General features: G+C 66.4%; 18 protein-coding genes, 1 tRNA gene and 1 pseudogene. 6 read left to right on the top strand and 14 right to left on the bottom strand.

Annotation, left to right across the window (positions count from 1 at the left end; all coding sequences use genetic code 11):
• Positions 1 to 68: 68 nt before the first annotated feature.
• The 6 genes from BMY06_RS10675 to BMY06_RS10650 form a co-directional block, all read right to left on the bottom strand.
• Complete coding sequence (locus BMY06_RS10675) at positions 69 to 1,370, bottom strand: solute carrier family 23 protein (RefSeq protein ID WP_065061988.1); 1,302 nt, start codon at positions 1,368 to 1,370, stop codon at positions 69 to 71.
• A gap of 567 nt (positions 1,371 to 1,937) precedes the next feature.
• Complete coding sequence (locus BMY06_RS10670) at positions 1,938 to 2,594, bottom strand: DUF2239 family protein (RefSeq protein WP_244144291.1); 657 nt, start codon at positions 2,592 to 2,594, stop codon at positions 1,938 to 1,940.
• A gap of 105 nt (positions 2,595 to 2,699) precedes the next feature.
• Complete coding sequence (locus BMY06_RS10665; RefSeq protein WP_065061984.1) at positions 2,700 to 4,205, bottom strand: sensor domain-containing diguanylate cyclase; 1,506 nt, start codon at positions 4,203 to 4,205, stop codon at positions 2,700 to 2,702.
• A 209-nt stretch (positions 4,206 to 4,414) separates the two neighbouring features.
• Entirely contained in the window at positions 4,415 to 5,242 is an 828-nt protein-coding gene (locus BMY06_RS10660) for an HvfC/BufC N-terminal domain-containing protein (protein ID WP_074982973.1), read from the bottom strand.
• Positions 5,239 to 6,141, bottom strand: a complete 903-nt coding sequence (gene bufB, locus BMY06_RS10655; RefSeq protein WP_074982972.1) for an MNIO family bufferin maturase — start codon at positions 6,139 to 6,141, stop codon at positions 5,239 to 5,241. The genes BMY06_RS10660 and bufB overlap by 4 nt, the downstream gene beginning before the upstream one ends.
• Positions 6,142 to 6,143: 2 nt before the next feature.
• Positions 6,144 to 6,392 carry a BufA1 family periplasmic bufferin-type metallophore gene (locus BMY06_RS10650; protein ID WP_065061978.1) on the bottom strand — a complete coding sequence of 83 codons (249 nt, stop codon included), beginning with the start codon at positions 6,390 to 6,392 and terminating at the stop codon, positions 6,144 to 6,146.
• Positions 6,393 to 6,752: 360 nt separating this feature from the next.
• On the opposite strand from BMY06_RS10650, the gene BMY06_RS10645 reads away from it, so the two are divergent.
• Complete coding sequence (locus tag BMY06_RS10645; protein WP_065061976.1) at positions 6,753 to 7,067, top strand: DUF4148 domain-containing protein; 315 nt, start codon at positions 6,753 to 6,755, stop codon at positions 7,065 to 7,067.
• Positions 7,068 to 7,432: 365 nt separating this feature from the next.
• Here the strand turns inward: BMY06_RS10645 and BMY06_RS10640 are convergent.
• A pseudogene (locus BMY06_RS10640) lies at positions 7,433 to 8,225 on the bottom strand (hypothetical protein); the annotation flags it as partial.
• 159 nt (positions 8,226 to 8,384) lie between these two features.
• On the bottom strand, positions 8,385 to 8,693 hold the full coding sequence (locus tag BMY06_RS10635) for a hypothetical protein (protein WP_074982969.1): 309 nt from the start codon (positions 8,691 to 8,693) through the stop codon (positions 8,385 to 8,387).
• 160 nt (positions 8,694 to 8,853) lie between these two features.
• On the opposite strand from BMY06_RS10635, the gene BMY06_RS10630 reads away from it, so the two are divergent.
• Positions 8,854 to 9,300, top strand: a complete 447-nt coding sequence (locus tag BMY06_RS10630) for an SRPBCC family protein (RefSeq protein ID WP_074982967.1) — start codon at positions 8,854 to 8,856, stop codon at positions 9,298 to 9,300.
• 129 nt (positions 9,301 to 9,429) lie between these two features.
• Here BMY06_RS10630 and BMY06_RS10625 read toward each other — a convergent pair.
• From BMY06_RS10625 to BMY06_RS10605, 5 genes are all read right to left on the bottom strand, one after another.
• A tRNA-Ala gene (locus tag BMY06_RS10625) sits at positions 9,430 to 9,505 on the bottom strand.
• Between the two features lie 68 nt (positions 9,506 to 9,573).
• The gene (locus BMY06_RS10620) at positions 9,574 to 9,900 is read right to left on the bottom strand and encodes a c-type cytochrome (protein WP_124260964.1); all 327 of its coding nucleotides are present in this window, start codon (positions 9,898 to 9,900) and stop codon (positions 9,574 to 9,576) included.
• A 38-nt stretch (positions 9,901 to 9,938) separates the two neighbouring features.
• Positions 9,939 to 10,724 carry a BON domain-containing protein gene (locus BMY06_RS10615; RefSeq protein ID WP_065061966.1) on the bottom strand — a complete coding sequence of 262 codons (786 nt, stop codon included), beginning with the start codon at positions 10,722 to 10,724 and terminating at the stop codon, positions 9,939 to 9,941.
• A 28-nt stretch (positions 10,725 to 10,752) separates the two neighbouring features.
• Complete coding sequence (locus BMY06_RS10610; protein WP_074982964.1) at positions 10,753 to 11,340, bottom strand: phosphoheptose isomerase; 588 nt, start codon at positions 11,338 to 11,340, stop codon at positions 10,753 to 10,755.
• A 193-nt stretch (positions 11,341 to 11,533) separates the two neighbouring features.
• Positions 11,534 to 12,052: a YraN family protein gene (locus BMY06_RS10605; protein ID WP_244144292.1), complete on the bottom strand. Its 519-nt coding sequence runs from the start codon at positions 12,050 to 12,052 to the stop codon at positions 11,534 to 11,536.
• A 37-nt stretch (positions 12,053 to 12,089) separates the two neighbouring features.
• On the opposite strand from BMY06_RS10605, the gene rsmI reads away from it, so the two are divergent.
• Positions 12,090 to 13,007 (top strand): 16S rRNA (cytidine(1402)-2'-O)-methyltransferase, encoded by a 918-nt coding sequence (rsmI, locus tag BMY06_RS10600; protein ID WP_065061962.1) that lies wholly within the window; start codon positions 12,090 to 12,092, stop codon positions 13,005 to 13,007.
• A 198-nt stretch (positions 13,008 to 13,205) separates the two neighbouring features.
• Here the strand turns inward: rsmI and BMY06_RS10595 are convergent, their stop codons facing one another.
• Positions 13,206 to 13,817 (bottom strand): septal ring lytic transglycosylase RlpA family protein, encoded by a 612-nt coding sequence (locus tag BMY06_RS10595; RefSeq protein ID WP_074982960.1) that lies wholly within the window; start codon positions 13,815 to 13,817, stop codon positions 13,206 to 13,208.
• A gap of 804 nt (positions 13,818 to 14,621) precedes the next feature.
• On the opposite strand from BMY06_RS10595, the gene BMY06_RS10585 reads away from it, so the two are divergent.
• From BMY06_RS10585 to BMY06_RS10575, 3 genes are all read left to right on the top strand, one after another.
• Complete coding sequence (locus tag BMY06_RS10585; protein ID WP_065061958.1) at positions 14,622 to 15,290, top strand: MBL fold metallo-hydrolase; 669 nt, start codon at positions 14,622 to 14,624, stop codon at positions 15,288 to 15,290.
• Positions 15,291 to 15,358: 68 nt separating this feature from the next.
• On the top strand, positions 15,359 to 15,979 hold the full coding sequence (locus tag BMY06_RS10580; protein ID WP_065061956.1) for a 3'-5' exonuclease family protein: 621 nt from the start codon (positions 15,359 to 15,361) through the stop codon (positions 15,977 to 15,979).
• Between the two features lie 90 nt (positions 15,980 to 16,069).
• A complete protein-coding gene (locus tag BMY06_RS10575; protein ID WP_173816881.1) occupies positions 16,070 to 16,540 on the top strand; it encodes an Lrp/AsnC family transcriptional regulator in 471 nt (156 codons plus the stop codon).
• Positions 16,541 to 16,558 lie beyond the last annotated feature (18 nt).

The following is a 16,558-nucleotide window of genomic DNA, read 5'->3' as shown; positions in this document are numbered from 1 at the left end:
CCTTGCGGGCCGTCGCGTTTTTTTTCGCCTGCGCCGCACGGGTTACGCCGCGCGCGCGAGACGGTGAATCAGACCGCCGCGTCCTGCACCGGCTTCTTGCGCAGCAGCGCGTAAAGCACGATCGCGCCGAACGTCGCGGTGCCGATGCCGCCGAGACCGAAGTTGCCGAGCTTGAGCGAGAAGTCGCCCGCGCCGAGCACCAGCGTGACGGCCGCGACGATCAGGTTGCGGTTGTCCGAGAAGTCGACCTTGTTGACGACCCAGATGCGCGCGCCCGTCACCGCGATCAGACCGAACACGACGATCGACACGCCGCCGAGCACCGGACCCGGAATGGTCTGGATCACCGCGCCGAACTTCGGCGAGAAGCCGAGCACGAGCGCGATCACCGCGGCGATGGCGAACACCAGCGTCGAGTAGATCTTGGTGACGGCCATCACGCCGATGTTTTCCGCGTAGGTCGTCACGCCCGTGCCGCCCGCGAAGCCCGAGACGATGGTCGCGAGGCCGTCGCCGATGAACGCGCGGCCCACGTAGCGGTCGAGGTTGTGGCCCGTCATCGCCGAGACGGCCTTGATGTGGCCGAGATTTTCCGCGACGAGAATCACGGCGATCGGCACGAGCAGCGCCATCGCGTGCGGGTCGAACACCGGCGCGCTGAACTTCGGCATGCCGAACCACGCGGCGTTCCCGACGATCGCAAAGTCGATCGGCTTGCCGAGGCCCATGCCATTGGTGACGATCGCGTAGATCACGTAGGCGATGATCAGGCCGACGAGAATCAGCAGACGTTGCAGCATGCCGCGCGTGAACACGGCCACGCCGCCGACGCAGAGCACGGTGACGAGCGCCATCCACGAATCGAACTGCGAGCCGCTCACGCCCTTCACGGCGATCGGCGCAAGGTTCAGGCCGATCACGCAGACGATCGCGCCGGTCACGACCGGCGGCATGAGCGTCTCGATCCACTTGGTGCCGATGGCGGAGACCAGCACGCCGATCAGCGCATAGACCACGCCGCACGCGATGATGCCGCCGAGCGCGACCGGAATGTTCGGATTCGCGCCGTGACCGCTATAGCCCGTGGCCGCGATCACGAGGCCGATGAACGCGAAGCTCGAACCGAGATAGCTCGGCACGCGTCCGCCCACGACCACGAAGAACAGCAGCGTGCCGATGCCCGACATGAAAATGCAGAGGTTGGGATCGAAGCCCATCAGCAGCGGCGCGAGCACGGTCGAGCCGAACATGGCGACGACGTGCTGCACGCCCATCGCGAACATCTGCGGCCAGGCGAGACGCTCGTCGGGCGCGACGACGGTTTTGGCGTCTGTCTGCGCGCGCCAGCGCGGGAAATAGGAATCGGACATCGGGAGCTCCTTGTGTGCCGTGATTTTTTGCCGTAACGGGCCGGCGCACACGCGCGACAGGGCGCGGCGCGGGCCGGATCGGATTCTGTTTATCGGAACGGGGCGCGAGCCGGATGCGGCGTGCGTCGCACGCGCCGGGATTCGCTGATGCCCTTGATGGAAATCAGGCGCGAGTGTACGGAGCCGCAATCGGCGTGGCAAGGCGGGCATCCGCGCATGTGGGCCGGACGAAACAGGCGGCGGCGATCGACTTCGCCGCTATTTCTCTGTTATTGCTCCGTTATTGCTCCGTTATTTCTCCGCTGTGTCGGCGCTCGTTTACCCGCCTCGCTCCGATACGAGTTTCGGACTAATCCTATATCGAGCGGGAAGGGCCGGGCATAGACTGAAATCTCTGCGTGACCCCATGACAGTTCATGCAGAGGTTGTAAGTTGTAAACTCTCCGACTTCCCGCTCATGCCGTTCTGGCCTGAGCGGTTTTTTTTGTGCGGCCGTTTGATGCAGCCATGCGAACGTGCGCGGTCATTCGCGGAAATTGTGCGAACGCTCGCGAACGCCGCGCCACGTCAGGCGAACGCGTCCTGCGCGAGTTCGCGCACGTAGTCCCGCACGCCTTCGGGCCAGTCCACGCACCACGCCTCGAACCGCGCCCGCTCGCCCGCATAGAGCGCGCGCAACGCCTCCTCGTAACCCGGCAGATTGCCCGCCAGCGCCGTCATGAAACGATGCACGGCTTCGCGCGAAGCGCGCACGCGATGCTTTTCCTCGCCCGCGATCCGCGCCGTTTCCACCAGCTTGCGCAGCACCACCGACGCCCCGCCCGGCTGCGCCGCCAGCCAGTCCCAGTGACGCGGCAGCAGCGTGACCTCGCGCGCCACCACGCCGAGCTTCGGACGGCCGCGGCCGCGCGGCGCGTCGTCGGCGGAATCCTGATCGGCGGATGCTTCTGCGGACTGCGCCGCTTCCTGAGCGGCTTCCTGCGCGCGCGCCTGCCAGGCGGCGTCGGCGGCGAGGCGCGCGGCCACGTCGGCGGGACGGCCGCGCAGATCGAATTCGACCGGACGCGCGTCGCGGTCGTCGAAGATCAGCACCGATGCCGATGCATCGCGCTCCAGTTCCGCCTTCACCGCGAGCGCCACGTCGAGCGCCGCGCCGCGCGCCAGCAAGCGCGTCCCCGCAAAAGCCGTGACGCCTTGCACCACCATGTGTTGAATCGCTGCCATGTCGATTGCTCCGTTCGAATCGTGCAGCGAATATTACCCGGGTAAATTATGGAGCGCAATATCACCCGGGTAATATTTAATGACGAACGACAACGCGCAATCCGCTCAGAGGTCCGGCCCGGCGTCCTGCGGCTCGCGCGCGACGCTCGGCTGCCAGACGGCCACGCGGTTGCGGCCCGCTCGTTTGGCCGTGTAGAGCGCGGCGTCGGCGGCTTCGATCAGCGCGCGCCAGTTCTCGAAGCCGCGCTCCGAGGTGCTCGCCACGCCCACGCTGGCCGTCAGCACGCCGTTCGGGCTGTCCTCGTGCGGCACCGCCAATGCCTCGATCGCCGCACGCAGCCGCTCGGCATGCGCAAGCGCCTGCGCCGCGCCGGTCTCGGGCAGCAGCAGCACGAACTCCTCGCCGCCGTAACGCGCCGCACAGTCGCCGGGCCGCCGAGCATGCGCGCCGATCGCCCGCGCCACCGCCGCGAGCGCGCCGTCGCCGGCCGCGTGGCCGTAGCGGTCGTTGAAGCGCTTGAAGCGATCGACGTCGATCATCATCACCGCCAGCGGCTGACCCGAACGCCGCGCGCGCAACCATTCGTGGTCGGCGCGCGCTTCGAAGGCGCGGCGATTCGCCAGCGCCGTGAGCGCGTCGGTGCCCGCGAGCGCGCGCAGTTCGTCCTCCACGCGTTCGCGGCGGCGCAACTGACGCGTGAGCACCAGCGCGAGCGTGATCAGCGACGCATCGAGCAGCGCCGTCAGCGAGCCGATGATCCACGCGCGCACGCGCCATTCCGAATAGATGTCGCCCGCCGCCACCGCGACGCTGAACACGAGCGGATAGCCCTCCACGCGCCGGAACGCGAACCAGCGCCGCACGCCGTCGAGCGGCCCGACGCCGAAAAAACCGCCCGCCTCGACGTGCTCGAACCGGTGAAACAGCGCCGAATCGGCGAGATCCTTGCCGATCATCGCGCTCGCGTAGGGGCGGCGCATCAGCAGCGTGCCGTCGGCGAGCGTGAGCGTGACCACGCCGTTCGCGCCGATCTCCACGCCGCTCATCAACTGACGGAAATAGTCGAGCCGCATGGTGCCGACGACCACGCCCGCGAACGTGCCGTCGGGCTTCGAAAGGCGGCGGCTCAGGCCGATGGTTGCGTTGGCGGCGCCGTCGCGCGGAATGAAGGGGCGGCTCACGTAGAGCCCCATGTTCGGTGTGTCGCGCTGCACGATGAAGTAGTCGCGGTCCGCGACGTTGACCTCGCGCGGCGGCGAAGCGCGCGAGTCGAAAATCACGTCGCCGGCCTCGTTCGCCACGAGAATCACGCCCAGATGCTTCGCCGTGGCCGAGCGGTCGAACAGCACGTTCTGGCGGATATCGTCGGGCAGTTCGGCGATGCGCGGATCGCCGAGCGCGTCGATCACGGCCTGCAAGGACAGCTCGTAGATCTCCAGATTGCGCGCCGCATCGCGCTCGAACAGCAGCGCCATGTTGTACGCGGCGGCGCGCGCGCTCGCGAGCGCGTCTTCGCGCATCTGCGCCATGACCCAGCCCGCCACCGCCGTAAGCACGGCGGCCAGCACGATGCTGATGACGATCATCACGTTCGGTCGGCGGGTCATCATGACGGTGGCGCGTGCGAGGCGGTTTGCAATCGAGTGTAGTCCGCGAATCGCACGACGTGTGGGGTTTGCCACGCATGGCGTCGCATGAAGCTCGCCTGGTCGTCTCGCTTGTTCGTTTATTACGTATTGACTGAACAATGGCGCAGCGTCACTTGATTCGGATTCCTGCATTTATTTTGCGCGCCAGAAAATCGGCGTTTTTATGTGCGCTAGCCGCTATTCGAATCGAGCAAACCGGTGATCGCGCCCGCCTCGATCCAGACGCGCCATTGCGTGCCGAAATCGAAATCGGCGTCGATATCGAACGCGCGTTCGAGCGCTTCGTCGAGCGTCGCGCCATGCTGCAAAGCGACGAACGCTTCGTGCGCCGCGCGCGTCTGCGCGAGCGGCCGCGCATGCCAGCGCGGGCGCACAACGAGCGTCCAGCCAGGCTCGTCGATGCGCGCGGGCCAGGCGTCTGGCGCGGTGTTTTCCTGATCGTGCTGATCGTGCTGATGCGCGCGCCAGATCGCCAGCACGGCGTAGCGCGAAGCGAACGCCGTACAGGCGGGATGCAGCGCAAGGCGCGCGCCCATCAGACGATCGGCGCCGATGGCCTGCCATTGCGCGGCGCTCAATGGCGTGGCGTCGGCAGCATAGGCCGCGCGATGCAGCGCCCATTCGAGGCGCGCGACATCGCCGAAATACGCGTAACGCGCGTCGCGTTCGTAGCGCTCGACGAACGTCGGCAGCATCGCGCCAAAGCGATTCAGATCGGCCTCGCGCGACGGATGCGCACGCGCGTAGGCGAGCGCGAGCGCGTCGAAATACACATCGCCCGTGAGCGCCGCGAGCACCGGATACGCGCTCGCGAGCGCTTGACGGCGTGCCGCGCGCACGTTGCCGCGATAGAGGCCGAGGCGCGCGTCATTCACACCGCTCGCGAAGCGCAGATGTGCGGCGAGCGCGACATCGGCGGCGGGATCGTCGAGTGCGTTTGCGAACGCCGCTTGCAACGCGGCCAGCGAATCATCGGCATCGTGGCGATCGGCGCTCATGGTCGCTCCGCCGTGCTCGCGCCGGCATGCGCGTCCGCCTCGCGTTCCGCGCGCGTCATGTGGTCGCGCGCGAGGCGCGCCTCGTCGAGCAGCACGTCGAGCGGCGGCACGTCGGTGTCCCACTCGATCAGCGTCGGCACCGCGCCGAAGCGCTGCAACGCAGCGGCGTACAGCGACCACACCGCGGGCGCGACGCGCGAGCCGTGATCGTCGATGACGGCGGCGGGCGTCACGCGATGCCCCGCAAGATGCAGCTCGCCGACCGCCTCGCGCGGCAGCGCGGCCATCGCCTCTGAAGCATCTTCGCCGTGATTGCGCGCGTTCACGTAGAGATTGTTCACGTCGAGCAGCACGCCGCAACCGGTGCGCCGCGACAGCGCCGCGAGAAACGCGGTCTCGCCATAGCTGTCATCGCGAAAACGCACGTACGTCGAGACGTTTTCGATCAGCACGCGGCGGCGCAGCGTGTCTTGCAGACGCGACACGCGCGCGCTCAGATGATCGAGCGACGCCTGATTGAGCGGCATCGGCAGCAGATCGTGCAGCGCCGCATGCGGCGTCGCGCCCCAGCACAGATGCTCGGAGACGAGCGCCGGTTCGATGCGCTCGACGAGCCGCGCGAGACGCGCGAGGTGCGATTCGTCGAGCGGCGCGGCGCTGCCGAGCCCGAGACCGACGCCGTGCAGACTCACGGGCCAATCGCGCCGCACCGTGTCGAGCACGTGCAGATCGTAGCCGCCGTCGCCGAAATAATTCTCGCTGTGCACTTCGAGCCAGGCCACGTCACGCACACCGCGCACGCCGACGTCTTCCTGCGCCGACGCGCGCATGAACGCGTCGAAATGCGCATGCCGCAAGCCGATGCCGACGCCCCGCGCCGGCTTTGCGGTCCGGCTCACGCTTATTGCTCCGGCGTGCCGCCGAGCTTTTCGCAGGTGCCCTTCGGCATGGTCTTGAAGTCGCCCTTGTCGTGATCGACCTTGGCCTGGCCCGCGCAGTCGTGCACGCCGGTCTTGCTGGAGCAATCGTTCTTGCCGGCCTTGGCGACGCCGTAGCAATTGACGGTGTCGTCCGCGTGCGCGACGCCCGCCGTCGCCAGACCCGCGAGCGCGGCGGCGATCACCGCCTGACGGCTAAGTGCGTTTTTCATGAGGACTCTCCTTGAGCGAATTCGATGTCGATGTCCGTGCCGATGTCGATCGGCATGCGAACAGAGATGGGGATCGGTGATTGTCGAGGCCGTCGCTGCAGTGCACGACCGGCCGCGCACTATTTTGCCTCACCGAAAAGCTCGCCGCGCAGGCCGCAGGGCGCCGTTGCCCCCGGTGCATGGAATCCGATGAAAAACGTCGGATCTGGCACCGAAATTCCGAAAACTATTTCAATTTTCGCAACGATGTTTGCCACATCTCAATATTTATCTTTGAAGTGCACTGCAATAAAGTGCCATCAACGGATCGAGCAAGACGATTGTTACGGTCCGAAACATAATCTTTGGAGGTTGTTGACCATGAAGTCCCTGATTGCTGCAGCACTCGCTGCGACCGTTCTCGCCGCTCCGGCCCTCTCGTTCGCTCAACAGAGCACGAACCAGCCGCTGACCCGCGCTCAAGTGCGCGCAGAACTCGTGCAGCTCGAAAAGGCCGGCTATCGCCCGGGCCTGTCGAGCCCGTACTACCCGGAAGACCTGCAAGCCGCGCAAGCGCGCGTGGCGCAACAGAACGCCACGGCTGAAGCCACGGCCTACGGCGCATCGACCAACGGTTCGACGCAAGCCGGCAGCCACACGCAGCCGAACATCAAGCCGGTTTACTTCGGCCAGTAAGTTCGCAAGTTCACGCGCCCTGCCGTTCGTGAAACGGCACGCCGCGTAAGTACCCCGGACGGGCCCGCGCTCGACTCGATTCGAGCGCGGGCCCGTCGGTCGTTGCGCTGTGCGTGGACAACGTGCACTAGGAGTGCTTCGACCGCGATACCGACATCGCCATCGACAGACATCGACGCCGCGCAGCTTGTGCGAGGCGTCTACAGCAACCTCCGCCGTCGGATTTCCGGCGGCTTGCCCGGGCGCTCCGGCGTCCGGGCCTTTTTCCTCTTCCTGTGCTTCGATCCGCCTCCTCCATCCGGGGACGCGGATCGCACCTCTTCTCGCTTCCCCGGAACACTTTTTCGCCGATCAGTCCGGCGCGACGACGCTCGCGCAGACCTCGCGCTCTTGCGTGGACGCGCGCCGCAAACGCGCGAGACGCGCACTCGTCACCTGAACCAGCATCGCGATCAGCACGGCTTCGGCGAACGCGAGCGCCGTCGGCTGGCGTGCGAGACCGAGCGTCAGCGTCAGACAGAACGCCGCGAAACCGAAGCGCCCCAGCACCATGCCGCGCAGCAGCGCGATCACGAATGCCGCCCCGTGCGCGCGATGCGACGACACCGCCAGCACGCTGCCCAGCAGCGGAAACACCGCGAACAGCCCGCTCCACGCCGCCCCAAGACGCGACGAGAGCGTTGTGACCGCCAGCGTGAGCGCCGCGCCCGCGGCCATGCGAGTGGCGAGATCGGTTCGGGTGAGCGGCGCGCCCGCCGCGACCACCTCGCTGCGCGGCAGGAAAGTCTGACCGAACAGCGTGGCGGCCAGCGCCGCGCCGAGCGCCCACGGCCACGACACCGGCAACTGCGCGAGCACGCAAGCGGCGGCGAACCACGCGACGAGACCCGCGCCGAGCGCCAACGGCCACGATCGCGCGCGGCAGGTCCAGGCGTAGGCGAAGTTGAAGGATTCGGAAGCGAGGATCGCGTACAGCGAGAGCGTCGCGGCGCGCGCGCCGAACGCGGCGCCGTGCTCCATCGTCAACAACCAGAGAATCGGCCCGGCGACGACGGGCAGTCCCGCCAGCCAGCCGGCCACTTTCGGCCCCCAACGCTTGCCCGACAGCGACACGAACAACAAAAAAAGCGGGACGAGCGTGAGCTTGAGCGCGAGCATCGGACGGGCGGCGGCAACGTGATGGGAAGCGCCGATGGTAACAGCGCCGCGACGCAAGTTTGCGTGGTCGTGCCGGGCCGGGCTGTCTGCGGGAGCAGTGTGTCAGCGCGGCTGCGTCTGGCTGTTAGTTGCGATTCAACCGACCATCGCCGCCGCCACTCAAAACCCCTGCGTCACGAGCCCCAGCACCGAAAGATCCGGATGCGTGCCGTCGATGATGCTTTTTCCGACGTGCGTGGCTTCGTCTTTCGCGTCCTGATCGCTGCGGAAAGTTTCGTCGCCGTCGGGGTGATACGGGACCGTGTGGCCCGGCAGCGCCGCATTCGCGCCCGGATGGCAGACATACGCGGTGTAGGTGTAGCGCGTGCCGACGTCGTCCGCGGGCATCGCCTTGATATGAATTTCGAAGCCTTCGTAATCGACTTTCTGAGTCGACGGCATCAGCGTCGGTTGTGCGGCGGCGGGCATGATGGCCTCCCTTCTCCGGATGTGCCGGGCTCGTGGCCCGGTGATGGAAGAAGTGTAGGCGATGCGCGGCCGCGCGAATCGCGTTGCGCGAGGCGTCGCCTAGAATGGGATGAACCGGTTAGCCGACGACCCGACGGACATTGCCGAACGGAGGACCCTTATGCCGACGAACACCGTGCGCCTTCATCGCGTGCTGCGCGCCACGCCCGAGCGTGTGTATCGCGCGTTTCTCGATGCCGCCGCGCTCGCGAAATGGCTGCCGCCCCATGGCTTCACGGGCACCGTGCATGAACTCGATGCCGTGGTCGGCGGCCGTTATCGCATGTCCTTCACGCACTTCGCGACGGGCGCGAGTCATGCGTTCGGCGGCGAGTATCTGGAGCTGACGCCCGGCCTGCGGCTGAAGTATTCCGGCACCTTCGACGATCCGAATCTGCCTGGCGTGATGCACACCACGGTCGTCTTGCGCGCGGTGTTTTGCGGCACGGAAATGGACGTCACGCAGGAAGGCATTCCGGAAATGATTCCGGCCGAGGCGTGTTATCTCGGATGGCAGGACTCGCTTGCGTTGCTGGCGATGCTGGTCGAAGCGGAAGCTCGCGCGTAGCGTGACGAGCCTGTGCGGCGACAACGCGAAAAGGCAAACCTGAAAGGCAAACCTGAAAGGCAAACCTGAAAGGCAAACCCAAAACGAAAAAGGGTTACAGGCAAGCGCCTGTAACCCTTTGAATTCGTTTGGTGGAGAGGAGGAGGATCGAACTCCCGACCTTCGCATTGCGAACGCGACGCTCTCCCAGCTGAGCTACCCCCCCACAACGAAAATGATTCTAGCACAGCTAAATTTGCTTGTGCCAAGCGTCATTTTTGAGCTGACGCAAAACTATTTCGAAGGCGAGCCCGCCAGGATCCACGCAACGACATCGTGAATATCGCTGGCGCTCATCGCGGGATGCGAGGGCATCGGAATCGCGCCCCACACGCCCGCTCCGCCGTCGCGGACTTTCTTTTCGAGCTTGGCCTGCGCGAGTTTATCGCCCTTGTATTTAGCGGCGATGTCATTGAACGACGGACCCACGAGACGGCGATCCACCGCGTGACAGCCCATGCACGCGTTGGTGCGCGCGATGCTCTGACCGTCGCCCGCGGCGAATGCCGGAGCCGCGCCGAACAGGGCGGCGACACCGCCCGCCGCCATGGCCAACACCATCACGCCACGTCGAATTTCCACCACGGAACGACCCATCATCACATCGTCGCTCCGCCGTTGGCCGAATGCGGCGCGGATTCCGTCACGGGCGCGGGCGCCTGCTGCTCGATCGGACGCGAGCTCACGCCCGAATCCGGAATCGCGCCGACGGTCGGCGCATCGGCCGTCGCGGCGGGTGCCTGCGGCGCCGACGCAGCCGACGCATTCGCGGCCATCGCCTGCTGCGGGTTGATGTACTGATAGCACTTCACGACCTGCGAAACGCCCATCACCGTGCTCGATGCGTCGGCGGCGATACGGCCTTCCTCCGGCGTGACGAGGCCCATCAGATAGATGTTGCCGCGCTCGGACACGACCTTGAAGTTGTTCGCGGAGATGTTCTTGTACGCGACCAGTTCGGCCTTCACGCGCCCTTCGAGATACGAGTCGTTGGCGCGCGACGAGAACGAACTCGCCGGCATGACCGCCAGTTCGTTGACGACCGATTCCACATTCGTGACGCCGCGCACGATGCTCTCGGCCTTCTGCTTCGACGCTTCGTCGGGCACTTCGCCGGTCAGCAGCACGCGCTGATTGAACACCGCTACGTTGACGTGCGCGGTGTCGGGCAGCGCGTTGCTCACGTTCGAGAGCGCCTTCACCTGAATCTCGCGATCTTCGGTTTGCGAGCCCACGGTGCGGCGGTCGGTCGCCACGAGTGCCGTGCCGCCCGCCGCGCCCGCGAGCGCGAGAAAGCAGCCTTGCAGGCTCGCGCACAGCGAAGCCGCGAAGCCGATCGTCAGCGTGGTCCGTGCCAGCGCGCGCGTCATGCCGGTTCTGATCATCAAGTGCCTCTCCTTCGTCCTTCGGGTGTCAGTCGTCGCCCAGCAGCATCGCGTCGATGCCGTCGCACAGGCAGTGGATCGTCAACAGGTGAACTTCCTGAATGCGCGCGGTCCGCCCGGACGGCACGCACAGCTGAATATCGGTGTCGGCGAGCGCGCCGTTGATCTGGCCGCCGCCCTTGCCGGTCAGCGCGATCACGATCATTTCGCGCTCGTGCGCTTCCTGGATGGCCGCCAGCACGTTCGCCGAATTGCCCGACGTGGTGATCGCGAGCAGCACATCGCCGGGCTGGCCGAGTGCGCGCACCTGCCTGGCGAACACCTGCTCGTACGCGTAATCGTTCGCGACGGCGGTGAGCACCGAGGCGTCGGTGGTGAGTGCGATCGCGGGCAGGCCCGGACGCTCGCGCTCGAACCGGCCGATCAGTTCGGCGGCGCATTGCTGGGCCACGGCGGCCGAACCGCCGTTGCCGCAAGCAAGGATCTTGTTGCCGTTCGCCAGCGCGGCGAACATGGTATCGACCGCGGCGGCAATGGGCACCGCCAGGGTTTCCATCGCGGCGAGCTGGAGCGCTGCGCTATCGCGAAAGTGCTGTTGAATGCGTTCGACGGACATCGACTCTCTAATCTGTACTGCGGGTATCGCGAAAATTCCGCTGGGTCGCGGCGTGCCGCAAGTTTAGCGCAATCGCGCGCGTTGTCTTCCGGCGTTCTTTTTCTCTGCGCGCGATTTTCGCGCGTTTTATCGCTTCTTTCGCGCCTTTTTTCACCTGCTTACGAGTGAAGCGGCAATGCTGGCATGCAGACGCTCATTCGTCGTCGGCGCGAAATGCATCGCGCAGCCAGGTGAGCCGGCCGCCTTCGAACGTCACCAGATCGAAGCGGCACGCGCCCGGCATCGCTTCGAGCGCCTGCGCGCGCGCCGCGAGAAAGTCGCGCGCCGCGAGCAGCAGACGTTGCCGCTTGTGCCAGCCGACGCTCGCCGCCGCGCCGCCGTAGCCGCGCCGCGCGCGGGCGCGTACCTCGACGAACACCAGCGTGCCGTCGCGATCGCGCATCACGAGGTCGAGTTCGCCGCCGCGGCAATGCACGTTGCGCGCCACCAGCACCAGTCGCTGACGTTGCAGATAGACGAGCGCGTGCTGTTCGAAACGCGCGCCGATCTCGCGACGCGTGCGGCATTCGCCCGCACGCGTTCCGGCGTTCGACCGCGCCCGTGTGGAAAAGTTGTCGCTCCTGCCTTCGCCTCCGCCTTCGTCCTCGCGTTCATCCCGTGCACCGCCGCGATCCGCCCGATGCGGCGTCGCGGCCGGCCCCACATGGCACAATGTCGGCCTCTTTGCTTGCGTTCGCGCGTTCCGTGTCATGACGTCCCTCTCGTCCCCCTTCGAACTCGCCCAGGCCCAGCACTATCCCGCCGCCACGCTTTATGTCGTGGCGACGCCGATCGGCAACACCGCCGACATCACGCTGCGCGCGCTGCACGTGCTCGGGCTCGCCGATCGCATCGCCGCCGAGGACACGCGCAACACGGGCCAACTGCTCGCGCGCTACGGCATCTCGAAACCGATGATCGCCGTGCACGAACACAACGAGCGCGAAGCCGCGCAGCGCGTGATCGAGCATCTGCGGGCGGGCGAACGCGTGGCCTGCGTGTCCGACGCCGGCACGCCCGGCATTTCCGACCCGGGCGCGAAACTCGTGGACGCCGTGCGCGAAGCCGGCTTCCAGGTCGTGCCGATGCCGGGCGCCAGCGCGCTCGCGACCGCGCTGAGCGTGGCCGGCGACTGGGTCTCCACGTTCACGTTTCTCGGTTTCCTGCCGCCCAAGGCGAAGCAGCGCGCGAGCGCGTTGCAGCCGCTCGCCGCGCATGCGCACGCGATGGTGTTCTACGAAGCGCCGCACCGAATCGTGGAGACGGTGCAGGCGCTCGCCGATGCGTTCGGTCCCGCGCGCCGCATCCTGATCGCCCGCGAGTTGACCAAGCTACATGAAGCGCTGTGGCGCGGCACCCTGGCCGAAGGGCCAACGTGGCTGGCCGAGGATGCGAATCGTCAACGCGGCGAGTTCGTGCTGGTGGTGGAAGGCGCGCCCGCGCAGACGTCGGGCGACGAAAATCACGACGCGCTGCTGCGCGTGCTCTTGCAGGAAGTGCCGGTGAAGGGCGCGGCGAAGCTCGCGGCGGCGCTCACGGGCGCTTCGCGCAACACGCTTTACGCGCGGGCGCTCGAACTGAAGCATGAAGGCGGGGAAGAGGACGAAGAAGGCGGCGAGCCGGACTGAGCCGTCATCGCCACACGGCTGCGCGCGTCCGCCTGGGCGCTCGTGGCCTGAAAAACGAAAGGGCCGCAACGCGTCAGCGTGCGGCCCTTCGTGTTTTGCCGGGGTTCGGCCCGAATCAATCTGCGGATCGGTACGGATCTCGACCGGTGCGCGCCACGCGCCAACACGGTCGAATCAGCGGACGATCCGCTCAGCCGATCAGCGGTCGCTGCCCGAGTTCGAGTTGGCGGCCAGCATTTCCGCCTGCGCGACCTTCGCTTCCTGACGCGAGAGGCCTTCGATGTTCACCTTGGCGGTGCCCGCGTGCTGCAGGCCGAGCATCTTCGCCGCCGCGTACGACAGGTCGATCACGCGGCCGCGAGCGTACGGGCCACGGTCGTTGATCTTCACCACGACCCACTTCGAGGTCGAGGGCACGCTCACGCGCACGTACGCGCCGAGCGGCAGCGTGCGGTGCGCGGCGGTCAGCGCTTCCATATTGAAGCGCTCGCCGCTCGCGGTCTTGCGACCGTGGAACGCGCGGCCGTACCACGAGGCGCGGCCCGTCTGGTGGAACGAGCCGACGTCCGGGCTGTCGCTGTCGATCGGCTGGGCGTCGGCGAGCGACTTGTCGTTGTTCGCGCCCGAAGCCGGCAGCGCGGCCAGCGCGGAGCCGTAGCTCTGCGGCGTGGCAAACGCGGTGTGCGCGTCCTTGGTGCTGAGCGCGTTGCCCTGCGCCTGGTCTTGCGGACCCGGCGGCATGGCACAACCGGCCAGCACGGACACGGCTGCGAGACTCCCGAATCGTCGTCGAGAAAGTCCGAATTTCATAAGCTAGTCATCACGTTTCAAGGCCGTCCCGCGCCTTGGTTGCGCGTTGCCGGATAGCCTCGGCGGTCGCAGGTAAAAGGACTCCCCGCCCGCGAAATGCGGACGAAAGCCGATACCCGGATGCAGCTCCTGAGCCGCTACCGCTGGTTTTCTTTCACGTCTGGCGCAACCTGTCCCCGGCAGCCTGACCAGACCCCACATGCCGCCATCGAACGCGATGGGCTGCATTCAGGCACGCCGGAACAACACGGCGCACAGGAACGGCGGCGTAGGCCCCACCCAGCGTCACGGCAGCAAGACCGTGGCAGGCGCGTGGCACCTGGCTGGGCAAGACGTGCGGTGCCGAACGGATCGACACCTGATTTGCCGTCTTGTAAGGCAGCCTGTTGGGCGAGCCTCGACGGACGGCACTGCTTGACGGCGATGCATCGCGACCCATTTTTTACCGCGGGTCACATCGCCCAGTGAATGCACGTAGAACGTGCGTGATGGGTCGCATTATACCTAAAACTTATTCTTGTCATCCGTTTCCCATAGAAATCCTGACCATTTCTCACCATTGATGTAATAAAGGACGATCACCCTACTCACCTCGATCCCTTGTCTGACAAGGGATTCAGCCGATCGCTGCGCGCCTCGGGCGGCGCTCCCTGCGCGCCGGTACAATCGAATCTTTGGCCGGCGCCGAGGCGGCCGCGGTTCGCTCGCGACGTTTCCTGACGTCGTGGACGTGGACGATCCCGTCCGCAGCCCGCCTCGATGCGCCCCGCCGTCCCAACAACATTTCCGTCCCCGCGTTAGCGCATGAAAGTCACGCTGATTCCCGTCACGCCGTTCCAGCAAAACTGCTCGCTGCTTGTCTGCGAAGCGACGAACCGCGCCGCCGTCGTCGATCCCGGCGGCGACCTCGACCGCATCGAAGCCGAGATCGCGAACCAGGGCGTGCAGCTCGAAAAAGTCCTGCTCACGCATGGCCACGTCGATCACTGCGCGGGCGCGAAGGCGCTGGCCGAGAAGTTCGGCGTGCCCATCGAAGGTCCGCAGGAAGACGAACGGTTCTGGATCGAGCAGTTGCCACAGCAGAGCGTGCGCTTCGGCTTCGGCCATGCGCAGGCGTTCGAGCCGGATCGCTGGCTCGTCGACGGCGACACCGTGCGTTTCGGCGACGAAGCGATGGAGGTCTATCACTGCCCCGGGCACACGCCGGGCCACGTGGTGTTCTTCAGCCGCGCGCACCGGCTCGCGCTGGTCGGCGACGTGCTGTTCGCCGGGTCGATCGGCCGCACCGACTTCCCGCGCGGCAATCACGCCGACCTGATCCGCTCGATCCGCGAAAAGCTCTGGCCGCTCGGCGACGACGTCACGTTCGTGCCGGGCCACGGACCGGTCTCGACCTTCGGCGAGGAGCGCCGCTCGAACCCGTATGTCGCGGACGGCGTACCCGGCGCAACGGGCCAGGCGCAGTGGGGCTGAAGTGGGCTGATGTCGGGCCAAGCGCTGCGAACCCAGCACCAGACAGATTGAATCAACCAGGCGAAGCAATGAATCAAGCAGCCATAGAGGAAATTTACGTCAGCACCGATGTGGAGGCCGACGGTCCGATCCCCGGTCCCCATTCGATGCTGAGTTTTGCGTCGGCGGCCTACACGGCCGACAAGCGCCTGATCGCCACGTTCTCGGCGAATCTCGCCACGCTCGACGGCGCGGCGCCGCATCCGGTGCAGGCCGCATGGTGGGAAACCCAGCCCGAGGCGTGGGCCGCGTGCCGCACCGATCTGCAGGACCCGGCCGCCGCGCTGGTCGCCTACGTCGAATGGGTGGAAAAGCTGCCCGGCAAGCCCGTGTTCGTGGCGATGCCCGCGGGCTTCGATTTCACCTTCATGTTCTGGTACATGATGCGCTTTGCGGGCCGCTGCCCGTTCTCGTGGTCGGCGCTCGACATCAAGACGCTGGCCTTCGCGATGACGGGCCTGCCGTACCGCAAGTGCATCAAGCCGCGTTTTCCGAAGCACTGGTTCGACGATCACCCGCACACGCACGTCGCGCTCGACGACGCCATCGAGCAAGGCGCCCTGTTCTGCAACATGCTCGCCGACCTGCGCGCGCAGCAGGCCGCCGCCGCCGAAGAAGGTACCGCCTCAAGGCAAAATACCGCCGTCTGAGCGTTAAGTTAGGGAAATTCCCTCGTCATCTGTGGTTTGCATTGCGTTTCGTTTTCCCGGCCTCTACCATTTGGGAATCCGGCGACGCACATGGAGGCGCATTTGACACTCGATACCTTCTCCCAGAAGATCCTGCGCCTGCTGCAGCTCGACGCGCGCCGTTCGGTGCAGGAAATCTCCGATCAAGTGGGCCTGTCCAGCACGCCGTGCTGGCGCCGCATCAAGGACATGGAGCAGTCGGGCGTGATCCAGCGCTACACGGCGCTGCTCGATCGCGAGAAGCTCGGCCTGCATGTCTGCGCGCTCGCGCATATCCACCTCACGCGTCACACGGAAGGCGGCGTCGAAGCGTTTGAGCGCGAGATCGCCACCTGCCCCGAGGTGACGGAGTGCTACAGCACCACGGGCGAGTCGGATTACATCCTCAAGATCGTCGCGCCCGACATCAAGTCCTACGACACCTTCCTGCACGAGCGCATCTTCCGCATCCCCGCGGTCGCCCAGGTGCGCACAAGCGTCGTGCTGCGCGAAATCAAGTTCGATACGCAGTTGCCGCTTTAAGCGCACTCGCGCGCACCT

Source organism: Paraburkholderia tropica (assembly GCF_900109265.1).
Classification (GTDB): domain Bacteria; phylum Pseudomonadota; class Gammaproteobacteria; order Burkholderiales; family Burkholderiaceae; genus Paraburkholderia; species Paraburkholderia tropica.
Note: the sequence above shows the minus strand (reverse complement) of the source record. Positions and strands in the feature narration are given on the sequence as shown.